Below are 15,980 nucleotides of genomic sequence, written 5' to 3' on the forward strand. Positions count from 1 at the left end.
TGGATCAGCTAGCGTGATAGTGAGGCATTGACAGTGGGGGCATCGGTTATTGCGGAAAGCTATTGTATTGATTCCGAAATGATTGGAAGCACTTTGCCAGCAGGTAAAGGCCACCTTCTATACTGGTCCTGAATAGCCACCTCTGGGTGGTGTGGGGGCGTTTGTCCAGAGGCACGCTATGGATTGGCTTGGCTTACATTTCATCGGGGACTTGCCCGAATCGGGGCAGATCCTGCTCAACTGCAGCCACAACCCGTTCCTGGTGCTGCTGGCCTACCTGGTGGCCTGTGCGGGCAGCTTCGCGACGTTGGACATGGCGGAACGTATCAGCCATGTCGAGCGCCCCGGCGCCCGTCACCAATGGCGCTGGATAGGCGCGCTGTGCCTGGCTGGCGGTATATGGGCCATGCACTTCATCAGCATGCTGGCCTTCGAAACCCCCATCGAGATGCACTTCGACCTGCCTATTACGGTGGTATCGCTGCTGATTGCGCTGGTGGCCGGGCTACTGGCCATGAACACCCTGAGCCGGGAAGTGATTACCCTGCCCGACTACATCAAGTCGTCCATCGGCATCGGCCTGGGCATTGCCGGCATGCACTACGTGGGCATGGTCGCCATGCGCTCCAATGCCACCCAGTACTTCGAACCCACGCTGTTCGTGCTGTCCATCGTGGTGGCGATTGGCGCCAGCTTCGCCGCATTGATGCTGGCGCGGCATTTCCGCAATGGCAGCGGCACCTTCCACCAACTGCTCAAGTACAGCGCCAGCCTGCTGATGGGCGCCGGCATTGTCGCCACCCACTTCCTGGGCATGTGGTCGCTGGTGATGGCCGTGCCGCAGGGCAGTTCGCTGCACGCCCCCATGGTCGACAACAGCCTGGAGCTGGGGCTGACCGTGGCGTTCATCACCTTGCTGATCATTGCCAGCAGCCTCAGCGCCGCGCTGGCCGACAAGAAGCTGCAAAGCAAGGAGCATGACCTGCGCCGGGTCAACGCCTTGCTCAGCCAACTGGACCAGGCGCGCGTATCGCTGCAGCAGGTGGCCCATTACGACGCCCTGACCAACCTCATCAACCGCCGCGGCTTCAACCAATTGTTCGGCGAAAAGCTGATCGAGCAGAAGCTCAACGGCGGCATGCTGGCGGTGATGTTCCTCGACATCGACCATTTCAAACGCATCAACGACAGCCTCGGCCACGACGCCGGCGACGACCTGCTTAAGGTGATAGCCGGGCACATCAAGGGGGCCACCCGCAGCCACGCCGACGTGGTGGCGCGCTTCGGCGGCGACGAATTCTGCATCCTGATTGCCATGAACAACCGCGACGAAGCGCGGCACATGGCCCAGCGCATCATGCAGAAGATGAAAGAGCCCATCGACCTGGCCGGACGGCGCATGGTGATGACCACCAGCATCGGCATCAGCGTGTTCCCCGACGATGGCGACACCTGCGAAGAGCTGCTCAAGCACGCCGACCTGGCGCTGTACCAGTCCAAGGGCGCCGGGCGCAACGCGCTGCACTTCTTCAGCGCCAACCTGCGCACCAAGGCCACGCTTGAGCTACAGCTGGAAGAAGAGTTGCGCTATGCCCTGCGCTCGGGCGACGAGCTGGAGCTGTTCTACCAGCCGATATTCGACCTGCACAGCGGCCAGGTGTCGAAGCTGGAAGCGCTGATTCGCTGGCGTCACCCGCAGCATGGGCTGCTGAGCCCCGACCGTTTCATCACCATTGCCGAAGCCAACGGCCTGATCGCCGAACTGGACAACTGGGTATTGCAACGGGCCTGCCGCGACCTGTCGCACCTGGCCCACAACGGCCGCGAACAACTGAAAATCACCATCAACTGCTCGGCCCTGAACCTGGCCCGCGAAGAGCTGGTGGGCGAGATTCGCGACGCCCTGGCTGAAGCCGGCGTGCCGCCGCAACGCCTGGAACTGGAGGTGACCGAGAACGCGCTGATGGGCAACATCAACACCACCATCAGCCTGCTCTCGCAGATACGCGCGCTGGGCGTGTCGCTGTCCATCGACGACTTCGGCACCGGTTATTCCTCGCTGGCCTACCTCAAGCGCCTGCCGCTGGACACGCTGAAAATAGACCGTTCCTTCATCCAGGACATCCCGCGCTCGGCGGCGGACATGGAAATTGTCCAGGCCATTATCGTCATGGCCCATACCCTGCATTTGCAGGTGGTGACCGAAGGCGTGGAAACCGTGCAACAGTACGAATTCCTCAGCCGTTATGGCTGTGATTACGTGCAGGGCTACCTGCTGAGCAGGCCGGTGCCGCTGTCAGAGCTGCGGCCGATTCTGGACCAGCTCAACCAGTACCCTGGCAACAGCAACAGCTACCCGGTGCCCGCCCGCGCCAACGACGAACGCGCGGTGCGCGACCTGTTCGCCGAAACGCCCCCCACCCAACCCATGGCCCGCCCGGCCAGGTAAACCCCTACGCGCCGCCAGGGGCACCCCCTATCGCTGGGAACCAGGGTGCGCGGTAAAGTCGCGGCTTCTTTTTCCGTGATGGCGCGTTGATATCGATTGTACGCGCCGCCTGCAAGGCGACTCGTACCATGAATTCCAAGAATAACGCTGCCCCAGCGACCACCGAGGCGCTGTTTGCTGCCGCGCCGGAACCGGCCCTGACCCACGCCGGCAGCTACCTGCCCCGCCCCACGAACCCGCAGCAATACCTGTACTTCACCGAAACAGACACCCAGCGCATCCTCGACAACCTCGACGGCCTGCGCGACCTGGTGTTCCCCCACGCGGTGCCGCAGGACGAGGATGGGCAGCTGCGCCGCGACCAGGAATTCCCTTCGGTGTGCCTGATCGGCCTGGGCCGCTGCGGCTCCAACATTGCCTTGGACGTGGCAGAGCTGGTGTACAACGCGCGCAAGTTCTACCTGAACCAGTTCAACACCGACGACCGCGCCGTGGAAAAATCCTACAGCCCGGCCCGCTGGCTGCAGCACAACCTGCGCCTGGGCGGCAGCAAGGCCAGCAAGCCGGTGTTCCTGGTGGAACCGTTGGTGATGCTGGGCGACCTGGACAAGGACATCGCCGGGCGCATCCGTTTTTCGCGCAAGGGCGAGAAGAGCGGCTTCATCCGCGACTACAGCAAGATGAAGATCATGGACCTCTCGGAGGTGCATGCCGGAGGCGCCGGCAACGCGCCGATACTGGGCCAGTACCTGGCCAGGATCATCCTCAACAAGGACACCCAGCGCTTCTCCAGCGCCGACTGGAAGCTGATCCACTCGTACCTGATCGACTCCTGCGGCATCAAGGCCAACCAGTCGCGGCTGTATTTCTACATCTTCAGCGCCGGCGGCGGTACCGGCTCGGGCATGGCTTCGGAGTTCGGCCTGGCCCAGCAGTACTCGTACATGAACAAGACCTTCGACACCAAGCCCGCCGACGAGAACGACGGCAAGAGCGGCCATTCGTTCGTGTTCGAACCGATCTTCACCAGCGGCATCTGCGTGCTGCCGAATATTTCCGATCACCGCAGCGAAATGTCCGAGGCCCTGCACATCAATGCCGGGCGACTGCTGTGCAAATACCTGTCGGAAGAATGGGACTTCTCCTACAACTTCGACGAAGAAGACAGTAGCGAAGCCAGCGTGATGGGGCGTATTCGGCCGTGGAACTCCATGATGCTGATCTCCAACGACATCATGCGTTACGCCGAAGAAAGCGATGACGGCACTATCCAGAACATCGACGTCAACGCGATGGAGAAGCACGCCAACCAGTACATCTCCCAGCAGATCTTCAACATCCTGACCGCCCAGGCGGTGACCACCGACTACGACCAGAACTACTTCCGCCGCGCCGGCATCGACATCGGCGAAACCATCCGCCTGGACGCCAATGACCTGTTCATGAGCCTGGCCGGGCCGGTGGCCATCGCCTACGCCGAGTCCGTGGTGCCCGAAACGGCGGCGCCCACCGGTGACAAGTTCAAGGTGTTCGAGAAAGACCAGCCGCGCCTGGACATCGACGACCTGTTCTTCCGCTCCATCGACCTGCCGCATTTCAACCGCGTCACCCAGGCCATCGAGGGCATCAGCCTGCTGCCCATCGAGGCCCGCCGCTACCGCGCCGCCCTGGAGCAATACCAGGCCTCGGGCTACGACGCCGCGGCGCTGCACGACCTGCACTTCTTCAAGAACTGCTCGTCGGTGGTGTCGATCGTCTCGCTGCCCAAGGACTACAAGCTGTCCTACATGGACCTGAACCGACTCAAGACCCACCTCAACAGCCTGTTCCCCAACACCACGCTCAAACGCTACGCGCTGGTGATCGGCGCCTCGGCGAACCTGTCGCTGACCACCCTGATTGCCAAGAGCCCGTGCCTGTCGGACGACTTCCTGACGCTGATCGTGGCGTTCATCAAGCGCTGCTTTGCGCGCAACGACTACCGCTTTGATGACACGCTGGACAACGCCATCCTCGACTATATCGTCAGCGACAGCTTCGACGAGGCGCACCTGGATGAATTGCTGAACGAATTCGAGAACCCGGCGAAGATCCTCGATACCAACTGGTACGCGATCAAACCGATGTATGAGAAGAAGTACCGGGAGTTGATCAACGACAAGAGCAAGTTCGTGTCGATCAATGACATTCGCCTGTCGCGCGAATGCGTTAAGAAGGCGGTGAAGTACTTGCGGGAAATCTACCGTCACCGCATTGGCAAGACGCGGGTTATCTCGCTCAACAACCACACCGGAAAAACCGATTACACCGAATAAAACCTATTTCGTGAACGCGCCTGTGGGAGCTGGCTTGCCAGCGAGCTTTTCCGCCTTTGAAAGCTCGCGGGCAAGCCAGCTCCCACAGGTCATGGGTTGGCGCTATTTTGGTGCAGGAATTACTCCGCTGCCCTTTCCTGGATCAGCACCCACGGCGACACCACCACCGCCCACAGGGTTGGATTTCGTTCTACACAGTCCAGCGCCTGCGACTCAGACACCTTGTCGAGCAAACCCTCGCTCATCCACTGCGCCACTTTCGGGCCATCATCCGTGGCCACGGCCTCGGCGGCAGCGACCAAATCCAGCGCAGGCTCGACCCACAACAGGGCACCGCGGGCAAAAAACGGTTGCAGCTCCTGCCATCCGATAACGGCGGTCTCGCCGAGCAGCTTGGCATAGAGGGTGCTAGGTTGTTCAGTCATGGGTTTCACCAAAAAGAAAATCTGGCGCAATGATAACGCCCGGATTGCCTTGGAAAAACCCGGTTTCAATTAAGTGATTGATTGGCAAGTTCGGAAAAGCCAAGGATGACGACCTGCTGCATCGGTTGCGCCGCCGTAATTCTGTAACTTCCTGTCGATAAAGCGACACCCTGGCCATTTGCCCCCAGGCGCCAGCTTTTCAATGGATCAAGCGGCGCTCTACACTGTACCGGTACAGTTACCGGGGGCTGATCGGGGTGTCTGCCGTTCGCTCGGGCAGTCGTGGAAACACACGACACCCGTCTCGACATGACCCGGTCCTGCAGCTTTCGCCGCAAGACTATAAAAAATACAACAGTTAGAGTGGAGCATTATGACTAAGCAGATTTCCAAGCTGTTCGCCGCCATGGTCCTGGCGGGGGTTGCCAGCCATTCGTTCGCTGCCGACACCATCAAGATCGGTATCGCCGGCCCGAAAACCGGCGCGGTAGCCCAGTACGGCGACATGCAGTTCGCCGGTGCGAAAATGGCCATCGAACAACTGAACGCCAAGGGCGGCGTCGATGGCAAGAAGCTTGAAGCCGTTGAATACGACGACGCCTGCGACCCTAAACAGGCCGTGGCAGTTGCCAACAAAGTGGTCAACGACGGCGTCAAGTTCGTGGTCGGCCACCTGTGCTCCAGCTCCACCCAACCGGCTTCGGACATCTACGAAGACGAAGGCGTGATCATGATCACCCCGGCCGCCACCAGCCCGGACATCACCACCCGTGGCTACAAGATGGTGTTCCGCACCATCGGCCTGGACAGCGCCCAGGGCCCTGCAGCCGGCAACTACATTGCCGACCACGTGAAGCCGAAAATCGTCGCCGTCATTCACGACAAGCAGCAGTACGGTGAAGGCATCGCCACCGCGGTCAAGAAGACCCTGGAAGGCAAGAACGTGAAAGTGGCCGTGTTCGAAGGCATCAACGCCGGCGACAAGGACTTCTCGTCGCTGATCGCCAAGCTGAAACAGGCCAACGTCGACTTCGTCTACTACGGCGGCTACCACCCCGAGCTGGGCCTGATCCTGCGCCAGGCGAAGGAAAAAGGCCTGAACGCCAAGTTCATGGGCCCTGAGGGCGTGGGCAACGACTCCATCTCGCAGATCGCCCAGGACGCCTCCGAAGGCCTGCTGGTAACCCTGCCGAAATCGTTCGACCAGGACCCTGCCAACGTCGCGCTGGTGAAGGCGTTCAAGGACAAGAAGCAGGACCCTAGCGGCCCGTTCGTGTTCCCGTCCTACTCCGCCGTGCAGGTCATCGCCGACGGCATCGTTGCCGCCAAGAGCGAAGACCCGGCCAAGGTGGCCGCGGCCATCCACGCCGGCACCTTCAAGACCCCTACTGGCGAGCTGAGCTTCGACGCCAAGGGCGACCTGAAAGACTTCAAGTTCGTGGTCTACGAATGGCACTTCGGCAAGCCGAAGACCGAAGTCAGCCCTCAGTAAACGCTGCCTGACACGCCATGAAGCCCACTGCGCAAGCAGTGGGCTTTGTTTTACGAGGTATCGGGCCGACTTTCCGTGATCCGGAAGGCGGTTCGCCTGAAAATCTTAAAACCGTCACCAGCGGTTCGCTGGCAAAAAGCTTCGCACCCGGGCCTGGCCCTGCGTGCAAGCGGGAAAATGACTCCACCAGTGAAATGCGTATCAGGTTTTTAGGAGCGCGCGGTAATGCCTGACATCTATCACTTCTTCCAACAGCTGGTTAACGGCCTGACCGTTGGCAGCACGTATGCCCTCATCGCCATCGGCTACACGATGGTCTACGGCATCATTGGAATGATCAACTTCGCCCACGGCGAGGTCTACATGATCGGCTCGTACGTGGCGTTCATCGCCATCGCCGGCCTGGCCATGCTGGGCCTGGACAACGTGCCATTGCTGATGACCGCGGCGTTCTGCGCCAGCATCGTCGTCACCAGTGCCTATGGCTACAGCATCGAACGGATCGCCTACCGCCCCCTGCGCGGCAGCAACCGTCTGATCCCGCTGATTTCCGCCATCGGCATGTCGATCTTCCTGCAGAACACGGTTCTGCTTTCGCAAGACTCCAAGGACAAGTCAATTCCCAACCTGATCCCGGGCAACCTCAGCTTCGGGCCAGGGGGGGCACAGGAAGTGCTGATCTCCTACATGCAGATCGTGGTGTTCGTGGTGACCCTGGTCGCCATGCTCGGGCTGACCCTGTTCATCTCCCGTTCCCGCCTGGGCCGCGCCTGCCGTGCCTGCGCCGAGGACATGAAGATGGCCAACCTGCTGGGCATCAACACCAACAACATCATCGCCCTGACCTTCGTCATCGGCGCGGCGCTGGCCGCGATCGCCGCGGTGCTGTTGAGCATGCAATACGGGGTAATCAACCCCAACGCCGGCTTCCTGGTGGGCCTGAAGGCTTTCACCGCGGCCGTGCTGGGCGGTATCGGCAGCATTCCGGGCGCCATGCTCGGTGGGCTGGTATTGGGTGTGGCCGAAGCCTTCGGCGCCGACGTGTTCGGCGACCAGTACAAGGACGTGGTGGCGTTCGGCCTTTTGGTTCTGGTGCTGTTGTTCCGGCCGACCGGCATTCTGGGCCGTCCGGAGGTTGAAAAAGTATGAACAAGACTCTTAACTCGGCGTTCTTCAGCGCCCTGCTGGTGTGGGCCGTGGCCTACCCGGTGCTGGGGCTGAAACTGACCATCGAAGGCATCAACCTGGTGGTCCAGGGTGCCAGCACCACGACCCTGCTGGTGATTGCCGCCTGCTCGGTGCTGATGTTCGTGCGCGTGCTGTTCAACGCGCAGATCAGCTCGGCCTGGCGTTCGGCACCACGGCCATCGCTGGTACCGGCGGGCGCCGGTGACTTCCTCACCCGCCCCAAGACCCAGCGCTGGATCATGCTGGGGCTGATCGTGCTGGCCTTCATCTGGCCGTTCTACGGTTCGCGCGGCGCGGTGGACATCGCCACCCTGATCCTCATCTACGTGATGCTGGGCCTGGGCCTGAACATCGTGGTGGGCCTGGCCGGCCTGTTGGACCTGGGCTACGTAGGCTTCTATGCCGTGGGTGCCTACACCTACGCGCTGCTGTCGCACTACTACGGTTTCAGCTTCTGGATCTGTCTGCCCCTGGCGGGCCTGGCGGCGGCCACTTTCGGCTTCCTGCTCGGCTTCCCGGTGCTGCGCCTGCGCGGTGACTACCTGGCCATCGTGACCCTGGGCTTCGGCGAGATCATCCGGCTGTTCCTGCGCAACCTCACCGACCTCACCGGTGGCCCCAACGGCATCAGCAACATCCCCAAGCCAACCCTGTTCGGGCTGTCGTTCGACCGTTCCGCCGCCGACGGCGCGCAGACGTTCTACGAGTATTTCGGCCTGACCTACAACCCGGTCGGCAAGGTGATCTTCCTGTACCTGGTGGCACTGCTGCTGGCGCTGGCCGCGCTGTTCATCATCAACCGCCTGCTGCGCATGCCCATCGGCCGTGCCTGGGAAGCGCTGCGTGAAGACGAGATCGCCTGCCGCGCGCTAGGCCTGAACCCCACCATCATCAAGCTTTCGGCGTTCACCTTGGGTGCCAGCTTCGCCGGTTTCGCCGGCAGCTTCTTCGCCGCCCGCCAGGGCCTGGTGACCCCCGAGTCGTTCACCTTCATCGAGTCGGCCATCATCCTGGCCATCGTCGTGCTGGGTGGCATGGGCTCGCAGCTGGGCGTGATCCTGGCGGCCATCGTGATGATCCTGCTGCCCGAAATGATGCGTGAGTTCAGTGATTACCGCATGTTGATGTTCGGCGCCATGATGGTGCTGATGATGATCTGGCGTCCCCAAGGTCTGTTGCCCATGCAGCGCCCCCACATGGAGCTGCGAAAATGACGCAGAACATTCTCGAAGTAAGTGGCCTGAGCATGCGTTTCGGCGGCCTGCTGGCCGTCAATGGCGTGGGCCTGAGCGTCAAGGAAAAGCAGGTAGTGGCGCTGATCGGCCCCAACGGTGCCGGCAAGACCACCGTGTTCAACTGCCTGACCGGCTTCTACAAGCCCACCGGCGGCACCATCCTGCTGGACGGGGCGCCTATCCAGGGCATGGCCGGCCACCAGATCGCCCGCAAGGGCGTGGTGCGGACCTTCCAGAACGTGCGGCTGTTCAAGGACATGACCGCCGTGGAAAACCTGCTGATCGCCCAGCACCGGCACCTGAACACCAACTTCCTCTCGGGCCTGTTCAAGACCCCGGCGTTCCGCAAGAGCGAGCGCGAGGCCATGGACTACGCCGAGTTCTGGCTGGAAAAGGTCAACCTCAAGGAATTCGCCAACCGCCCCGCCGGCACCCTCGCCTACGGCCAGCAACGGCGCCTGGAAATTGCCCGCTGCATGATGACGCGCCCGCGCATCCTCATGCTCGACGAGCCGGCCGCCGGCCTCAACCCGCGCGAGACCGACGACCTCAAGGCGCTGATCGCCACCCTGCGCCAGGAGCACAATGCCACGGTGCTGCTGATCGAGCACGACATGAAACTGGTCATGAGCATTTCCGACCATATCGTGGTGATCAACCAGGGCACGCCCCTGGCCGACGGCACGCCGGAACAGATCCGCGACAATCCTGAAGTGATCAAAGCCTACCTGGGGGAAGCGTAAATGCTGCAGTTCGAAAACGTTTCCACGTTCTACGGCAAGATCCAGGCGCTGCACAGCGTCAACGTCGAGGTAAAGCAGGGCGAGATCGTTACCCTGATCGGCGCCAACGGCGCCGGCAAGTCGACCCTGCTGATGACCCTGTGCGGCTCGCCCCGCGCCCACTCCGGCAGCATTCGCTACCTGGGTGAGGAACTGGTGGGCCAGGATTCCTCCGACATCATGCGCAAGAGCATTGCCGTGGTGCCCGAGGGGCGCCGGGTGTTCGCGCGCCTGACGGTGGAAGAAAACCTGGCCATGGGCGGCTTCTTCACCGACAAGGGCGACTACCAGGCGCAGATGGACAAGGTGCTGGAGCTGTTCCCGCGGCTCAAGGAGCGCTTCAACCAGCGCGGCGGCACCATGTCGGGCGGTGAACAGCAGATGCTGGCCATCGGCCGGGCACTGATGAGCAAGCCCAAGCTGCTGCTGTTGGACGAGCCTTCATTGGGATTGGCGCCGATCATCATCCAGCAGATCTTCGACATCATCGAGCAGTTGCGCAGGGATGGCGTGACGGTGTTCCTGGTAGAGCAGAACGCCAACCAGGCGCTGAAGATTGCCGACCGTGCGTACGTGCTGGAAAACGGCCGGGTGGTGATGCAAGGCACCGGTGAAGCGCTGCTCACCGACCCGAAGGTACGCGAGGCGTACCTGGGCGGTTAACCGCCCTTTTTGACCACAGACCTGTGGGAGCTGGCGTGCCAGCGAGCTGTTGAGGCCCTCAAAAGCTCGCTGGCAAGCCAGCTCCCACAAAGACAGCGGTGCTACGCGCTTCTGGTTACATCTCGACCTGGGTTCCCAGTTCGATCACCCGGTTCACCGGCAGCTTGAAGAAACGCAGGTTGCCGTTGGCATTCTTCAACATGAACGCAAACAACCCTTCGCGCCAACGCGCCATGCCTACCAGCTTGGACGGGATCACCGTCTCGCGGCTGAGGAAATAGGTGGTGCGCATGGGGCTGAAGTCCAGGTCTTCCAAATGGCACAGCTTCAGCGCGGCCGGCACGTCCGGTTCGTCCATGAAGCCGTAGTGCAGGATCACCCGGAAGAAGCCCTCGCCGTATGATTCCACCTCGAAACGACGGTTGGCCGGCACCCGCGGGTCATCTTCGTTGACCACGGTCAGCAGCACCACCTGCTCGTGCAGCACCTGGTTGTGCAACATGTTGTGCAACAACGCGTGAGGCACGGCGTCGGAACGCGCGGTGAGGAACACTGCGGTGCCCTGCACCCGGTGCGGTGGCTGCACGCGAATGCTGCTGATGAAGATCGGCAAGGGCAGCGCGCCTTCGTCGATGCGGTCCACCAGCAGTTGCTTGCCGCGTTTCCAGGTGGTCATGAGGATGAACAGCGCGCTGCCGGCCAGCACCGGGAAAGCGCCCCCCTGGACGATCTTCGGTACGTTGGCGGCGAAGAACATGCCGTCCACCAGCAGGCACACACTCATGACGGGGACGGCAAAGAACGGCGGCCATTTCCACATCAGCAACATCACCGCCGACACCAGGAAGGTGGTCATCAGCATGGTCCCGGTCACGGCCACGCCGTAGGCCGAGGCCAGGGCGCCGGAGGACTCGAAGCCCAGCACCAGCAAAATCACCCCGCACATCAGCGTCCAGTTCACCGCGCCGATGTAGATCTGGCCCTGCTCGTCATGCGAGGTGTGCTGAATATGCATACGCGGAATGTAGCCCAGCTGGATGGCCTGCTGGGTCAGCGAGAACGCACCGGAAATCACCGCCTGGGAGGCGATCACCGTGGCCACGGTGGACAGCCCGATCAACGGCAGCAACGCCCAGTTGGGCGCCAGCAGGTAGAACGGGTTGCGCGCAGCCTCGGGGTCGGCAAGGATCAGTGCGCCCTGGCCGAAGTAGTTGAGCACCAGCGCCGGCAGCACCAGGATGAACCAGGCGCGGGCAATGGGCTTGCGGCCAAAGTGGCCCATGTCGGCGTACAGCGCCTCGGCACCGGTCAGCGCCAGCACCACGGCGCCCAGCACGGCCACGGAGATGCCGAAGTGGCTGACGAAGAAACGCACGCCCCACATGGGGTTGATGGCCTTGATCACTTCCGGCTGCTGGGAAATGCCGTACACGCCGAGCACGCCCAGCACCACGAACCAGGTCACCATCACCGGCCCGAACAGCTTGCCGATACGCGCCGTGCCGTGGCGCTGGATCAGGAACAGGCCAATCAGCACTACCAGTGCCACCGGCACCACCCAGTGGCTGATGCCATCGAAGGCCAGCTCCAGGCCTTCTACCGCCGACAGTACCGACACCGCCGGGGTGATCATGCTGTCGCCGTAAAACAACGCCGCACCAATCAACCCGCACACCACCAGCATGCCGCTCAGGCGCGGGTAACCAGCGGAAGCCCGCCGCGCCAGGGCGGTCAGCGCCATGATGCCGCCCTCCCCCTGGTTGTCGGCACGCAACACGAACAGCATGTACTTGATCGACACAACCCAGATCAGCGACCAGAAGATCAGCGACAGAATGCCCAAAACGCCATCATGATTGCTGGGAATACCATAGCCACCGGAGAACACCTCCTTGAGGGTATACAACGGGCTGGTACCGATATCGCCGTAGACTACCCCGACGGCCGCCACCAGCATTGCGATCGGTTTTGCCGACGAATGCCCCGTGCCTGCCTGACTACTTGCCTGAACCATCAACCACTCCTACAACCTTGGACTTTGGGTGTTTCAAAATACTTCGAGACTCAACGCGGCGAAGCATAGCGCAGCACTCGTCGCATTTCCCTGCATAAAGCTGGTCAAGTGGCTTTCTCATCGCTAGAATTGCGCACTTTTTGATCAGAGGCGCGTAAAGCGTCCGTCAGGGCTGCCACTGGCAGCTCTAATTAATACCGAGGTTAGTCATGTCCACCACTCCCGCGCCGTCCGCCCCAAAGGTTGGCTTCGTCTCCCTGGGCTGCCCCAAGGCCCTGGTCGACTCCGAACGCATCCTGACCCAGCTGCGCATGGAAGGCTATGAAGTCGTACCGACCTACCAGGACGCCGACGTCGTGGTGGTCAACACCTGCGGTTTCATCGACAGCGCCAAGGCCGAGTCCCTGGAAGTGATCGGTGAAGCCCTGGCCGAAAACGGCAAGGTCATCGTCACCGGTTGCATGGGCGTGGAAGAAGGCGCCATCCGCAACGTGCACCCAAGCGTGTTGTCGGTCACCGGCCCGCAGCAGTACGAGCAGGTGGTGAACGCGGTGCACGAAGTGGTGCCACCACGCCAGGACCACAACCCGCTGATCGACCTGGTGCCGCCGCAAGGCATCAAGCTGACCCCGCGCCACTACGCCTACCTGAAGATTTCCGAAGGCTGCAACCATAGCTGCAGCTTCTGCATCATCCCGTCGATGCGCGGCAAACTGGTCAGCCGCCCGGTGGGCGACGTGCTCAGCGAAGCCGAGCGCCTGGTCAAGGCCGGCGTCAAGGAGCTGCTGGTGATCTCCCAGGACACCAGCGCCTATGGCGTGGACGTGAAGTACAAGACCGACTTCTGGAACGGCCGCCCGGTGAAGACGCGCATGCTGGAGCTGTGCGAAGCACTGAGCAGCCTGGGCGTGTGGGTACGCCTGCACTACGTGTACCCGTACCCGAACGTCGACGACGTCATCCCGCTGATGGCCGCCGGCAAGCTGCTGCCATACCTGGACATCCCGTTCCAGCACGCAAGCCCGAAAGTGCTGAAGCTGATGAAGCGCCCGGCCTTCGAAGACAAGACCCTGGCGCGTATCAAGAAATGGCGCGAGCAGTGCCCGGACCTGATCATCCGCTCGACCTTCATCGTCGGCTTCCCGGGCGAAACCGAGGAAGACTTCCAGTACCTGCTGGACTGGCTGACCGAAGCGCAGCTGGACCGCGTTGGCTGCTTCCAGTATTCGCCGGTGGAAGGCGCACCCGCCAACGACCTCGACGCCGAAATCGTGCCTGACGACGTCAAGCAGGACCGCTGGGACCGCTTCATGGCCCACCAGCAGGCCATCAGCGCCGCGCGCCTGCAGATGAAGATCGGCCGCGACATCGAAGTGCTGATCGACGAAGTCGACGAACAGGGCGCCGTGGGCCGCTGCTTCTTCGACGCACCGGAAATCGACGGTAGCGTGTTCATCGAAGGCGCCGAAGGCCTGAGCCCGGGCGACAAGGTCATGTGCCGCGTGGTGGATGCCGACGAGTACGACCTGTGGGCCGAGCGCATCTAAGCGCCCCGCTCCCTGAAAAAACCTGCCCCAGCGGCAGGTTTTTTTATGCCCGGGCATAACACCGCGTCGCCTGCTGATGCGGCCTTGCGGCCGCTGCTACAGTTGAGGGAGGTTCAAGGAGAGACCGACATGGGCAAACATCTGGTTGTGCACACCCCCAAGGCCAACGACTACGCCGAGCTGACGCGGGTGTGGGAGGCGTCGGTGCGCGCCACGCATCATTTCCTGCCGGACAGCTACATCACCCTGCTGGGGGAGCTGGTGCAAAAGCATTACCTGGATGCAGTCATGCTGATCTGCTGCCGCGACGAGCGCCAGCGCATCACCGGTTTCGCCGGCGTGGCCGCGGGCAAGGTGGAGATGCTGTTCATCCACCCCGACCATCGCGGCCAGGGCATCGGCAAGCGCCTGCTGCATTTTGCCATCGACCACCTCAACGCCGACCAGCTGGATGTGAACGAACAGAACGAGCAGGCGTTCGGCTTCTACATGAAGCAGGGCTTCGAAGTGGTGGGCCGTTCCGAGGTCGACGGCATGGGCCAACCCTACCCGTTGCTGCACCTGCGCCGCGTGCAGCGACAATCTGCACGGGCTTAACCGCCGCAGGGCGGGTACACTAGCGCCCTTCTCTTGTTACGGCTCCTGTCATGTCTGATCCCATTCGTCTGTCCAAACGCCTCATCGAACTGGTCGGGTGCTCCCGCCGCGAGGCCGAACTGTTTATCGAAGGGGGCTGGGTGACAGTGGACGGCGAAGTCGTCGACGAGCCGCAGTTCAAGGTGGCCGACCAGGTCGTGGCCCTGAGCCCCGACGCCAAGGCCGAACAACCAGACCCTGTGACCCTGCTGCTGCACCAGGAAGCCGGCCAGTCGCTGGACGACGCCCTGGCCAGCCTCACCGCCGCGACCCTGTCGCCGGACCACAGCTTCAGCAAGCGCCCGCTCAAGGGCCACTTCCTGCGCCTGACCTGCGGCGCCGAGCTGCAGGCCAAGGCCAGCGGCCTGCAGGTGTTCACCCAGGACTGGAAAATCCTGCGCAAGCTGACCGCCGATGCGGCCAAGATCGAGCAGGAATACGTGGTGGAGGTCAGCGGGCAGATGTCCGAACACGGCCTCAACCGCCTGACCCACGGCGCCACCTACAAAGGCAAGGCGCTGCCGGCCGTGAAGGCCAGCTGGCAGAACGAGACCCGCCTGCGCATCGCCATGAAGAACCCGCAGCCGGGCATCATCGCCCAACTGTGCGCCAGCGTCGGCCTGACCGTGGTGGGCATGCGCCGCATCCGCGTCGGCGGCGTGTCGCTGGGCAAGGTGCCTGCGGGGCAATGGCGCTACCTGGCCGGCAACGAAAAGTTCTGATTCTTCTTTTTTCGCAACACTCGGGATTTACACCATGATTCACAACGACGTACTGCGCAGCGTTCGCTACATGCTCGACATCAGCGACGCGAAAGTGGTCGACATCATCAAGCTGTCCGGCATGGACGTCGCCAAGGCCGATGTCATCAGCTACCTGAAAAAGGACGAGGAAGAGGGTTTCGTACATTGCCCCGACCTGGTCATGGCCCATTTCCTCGACGGCCTGGTGTACTTCAAGCGCGGCAAGGACGACAGCCGCCCGGCCCAGCCGATTGAAACGCCGGTGACCAACAACATCATCCTGAAGAAACTTCGCGTGGCTTTCGAGCTCAAAGAGGATGACATGCACGCCGTGCTCAAGGCCGCCGAGTTCCCGGTGTCCAAACCTGAGCTGAGCGCGCTGTTCCGCAAGGTCGGCCACAACAACTACCGCCCGTGCGGCGACCAGTTGCTGCGCAACTTCCTCAAGGGCCTGACCCTGAAAGTTCGCGGCTGAGTCATCAACCCCTCTA

General features: G+C 62.1%; 13 protein-coding genes. 11 read left to right on the forward strand and 2 right to left on the reverse strand.

The window, feature by feature from the left end; translation table 11 throughout:
* Nucleotides 1–178: 178 nt before the first annotated feature.
* Nucleotides 179–2,449, forward strand: coding sequence for a putative bifunctional diguanylate cyclase/phosphodiesterase (locus AC0SZ7_RS08180; RefSeq protein ID WP_475503920.1), 2,271 nt, complete (start codon nucleotides 179–181; stop codon nucleotides 2,447–2,449).
* A 128-nt stretch (nucleotides 2,450–2,577) separates the two neighbouring features.
* Nucleotides 2,578–4,764: a hypothetical protein gene (locus AC0SZ7_RS08185; protein ID WP_475503921.1), complete on the forward strand. Its 2,187-nt coding sequence runs from the start codon at nucleotides 2,578–2,580 to the stop codon at nucleotides 4,762–4,764.
* Nucleotides 4,765–4,883: 119 nt separating this feature from the next.
* On the opposite strand, the gene AC0SZ7_RS08190 is transcribed toward AC0SZ7_RS08185, so the two are convergent.
* Complete coding sequence (locus AC0SZ7_RS08190) at nucleotides 4,884–5,189, reverse strand: DUF2288 domain-containing protein (RefSeq protein WP_475503922.1); 306 nt, start codon at nucleotides 5,187–5,189, stop codon at nucleotides 4,884–4,886.
* Between the two features lie 373 nt (nucleotides 5,190–5,562).
* Here AC0SZ7_RS08190 and AC0SZ7_RS08195 point away from each other — a divergent pair, with 373 nt between their 5' ends.
* The 5 genes from AC0SZ7_RS08195 (at nucleotide 5,563) to AC0SZ7_RS08215 (ending at nucleotide 10,549) form a co-directional block, all read left to right on the forward strand.
* Nucleotides 5,563–6,681: a branched-chain amino acid ABC transporter substrate-binding protein gene (locus AC0SZ7_RS08195; RefSeq protein WP_475503923.1), complete on the forward strand. Its 1,119-nt coding sequence runs from the start codon at nucleotides 5,563–5,565 to the stop codon at nucleotides 6,679–6,681.
* Between the two features lie 225 nt (nucleotides 6,682–6,906).
* Entirely contained in the window at nucleotides 6,907–7,830 is a 924-nt protein-coding gene (gene livH, locus AC0SZ7_RS08200) for a high-affinity branched-chain amino acid ABC transporter permease LivH (RefSeq protein ID WP_455921385.1), read from the forward strand.
* Nucleotides 7,827–9,083, forward strand: a complete 1,257-nt coding sequence (locus AC0SZ7_RS08205) for a high-affinity branched-chain amino acid ABC transporter permease LivM (protein WP_475503924.1) — start codon at nucleotides 7,827–7,829, stop codon at nucleotides 9,081–9,083. Before livH ends, AC0SZ7_RS08205 begins: the two co-directional genes overlap by 4 nt.
* Entirely contained in the window at nucleotides 9,080–9,847 is a 768-nt protein-coding gene (gene livG / locus AC0SZ7_RS08210) for a high-affinity branched-chain amino acid ABC transporter ATP-binding protein LivG (protein WP_475503925.1), read from the forward strand. Before AC0SZ7_RS08205 ends, livG begins: the two co-directional genes overlap by 4 nt.
* Nucleotides 9,848–10,549, forward strand: coding sequence for an ABC transporter ATP-binding protein (locus AC0SZ7_RS08215; protein ID WP_475503926.1), 702 nt, complete (start codon nucleotides 9,848–9,850; stop codon nucleotides 10,547–10,549).
* Between the two features lie 115 nt (nucleotides 10,550–10,664).
* Here the strand turns inward: AC0SZ7_RS08215 and AC0SZ7_RS08220 are convergent, their stop codons facing one another.
* Complete coding sequence (locus AC0SZ7_RS08220) at nucleotides 10,665–12,563, reverse strand: potassium transporter Kup (RefSeq protein WP_475503927.1); 1,899 nt, start codon at nucleotides 12,561–12,563, stop codon at nucleotides 10,665–10,667.
* A gap of 209 nt (nucleotides 12,564–12,772) precedes the next feature.
* Here AC0SZ7_RS08220 and rimO point away from each other — a divergent pair, with 209 nt between their 5' ends.
* From rimO to AC0SZ7_RS08240, 4 genes are all read left to right on the forward strand, one after another.
* Nucleotides 12,773–14,110 carry a 30S ribosomal protein S12 methylthiotransferase RimO gene (rimO, locus tag AC0SZ7_RS08225; protein ID WP_475503928.1) on the forward strand — a complete coding sequence of 446 codons (1,338 nt, stop codon included), beginning with the start codon at nucleotides 12,773–12,775 and terminating at the stop codon, nucleotides 14,108–14,110.
* Nucleotides 14,111–14,239: 129 nt separating this feature from the next.
* Nucleotides 14,240–14,707, forward strand: a complete 468-nt coding sequence (locus AC0SZ7_RS08230; protein ID WP_475503929.1) for a GNAT family N-acetyltransferase — start codon at nucleotides 14,240–14,242, stop codon at nucleotides 14,705–14,707.
* 50 nt (nucleotides 14,708–14,757) lie between these two features.
* Complete coding sequence (locus tag AC0SZ7_RS08235) at nucleotides 14,758–15,468, forward strand: rRNA pseudouridine synthase (protein WP_475503930.1); 711 nt, start codon at nucleotides 14,758–14,760, stop codon at nucleotides 15,466–15,468.
* 34 nt (nucleotides 15,469–15,502) lie between these two features.
* On the forward strand, nucleotides 15,503–15,964 hold the full coding sequence (locus AC0SZ7_RS08240) for a YehS family protein (RefSeq protein ID WP_475503931.1): 462 nt from the start codon (nucleotides 15,503–15,505) through the stop codon (nucleotides 15,962–15,964).
* Nucleotides 15,965–15,980 lie beyond the last annotated feature (16 nt).

The sequence above is a fragment of the Pseudomonas sp. JC1203 genome (genome assembly GCF_056175065.1).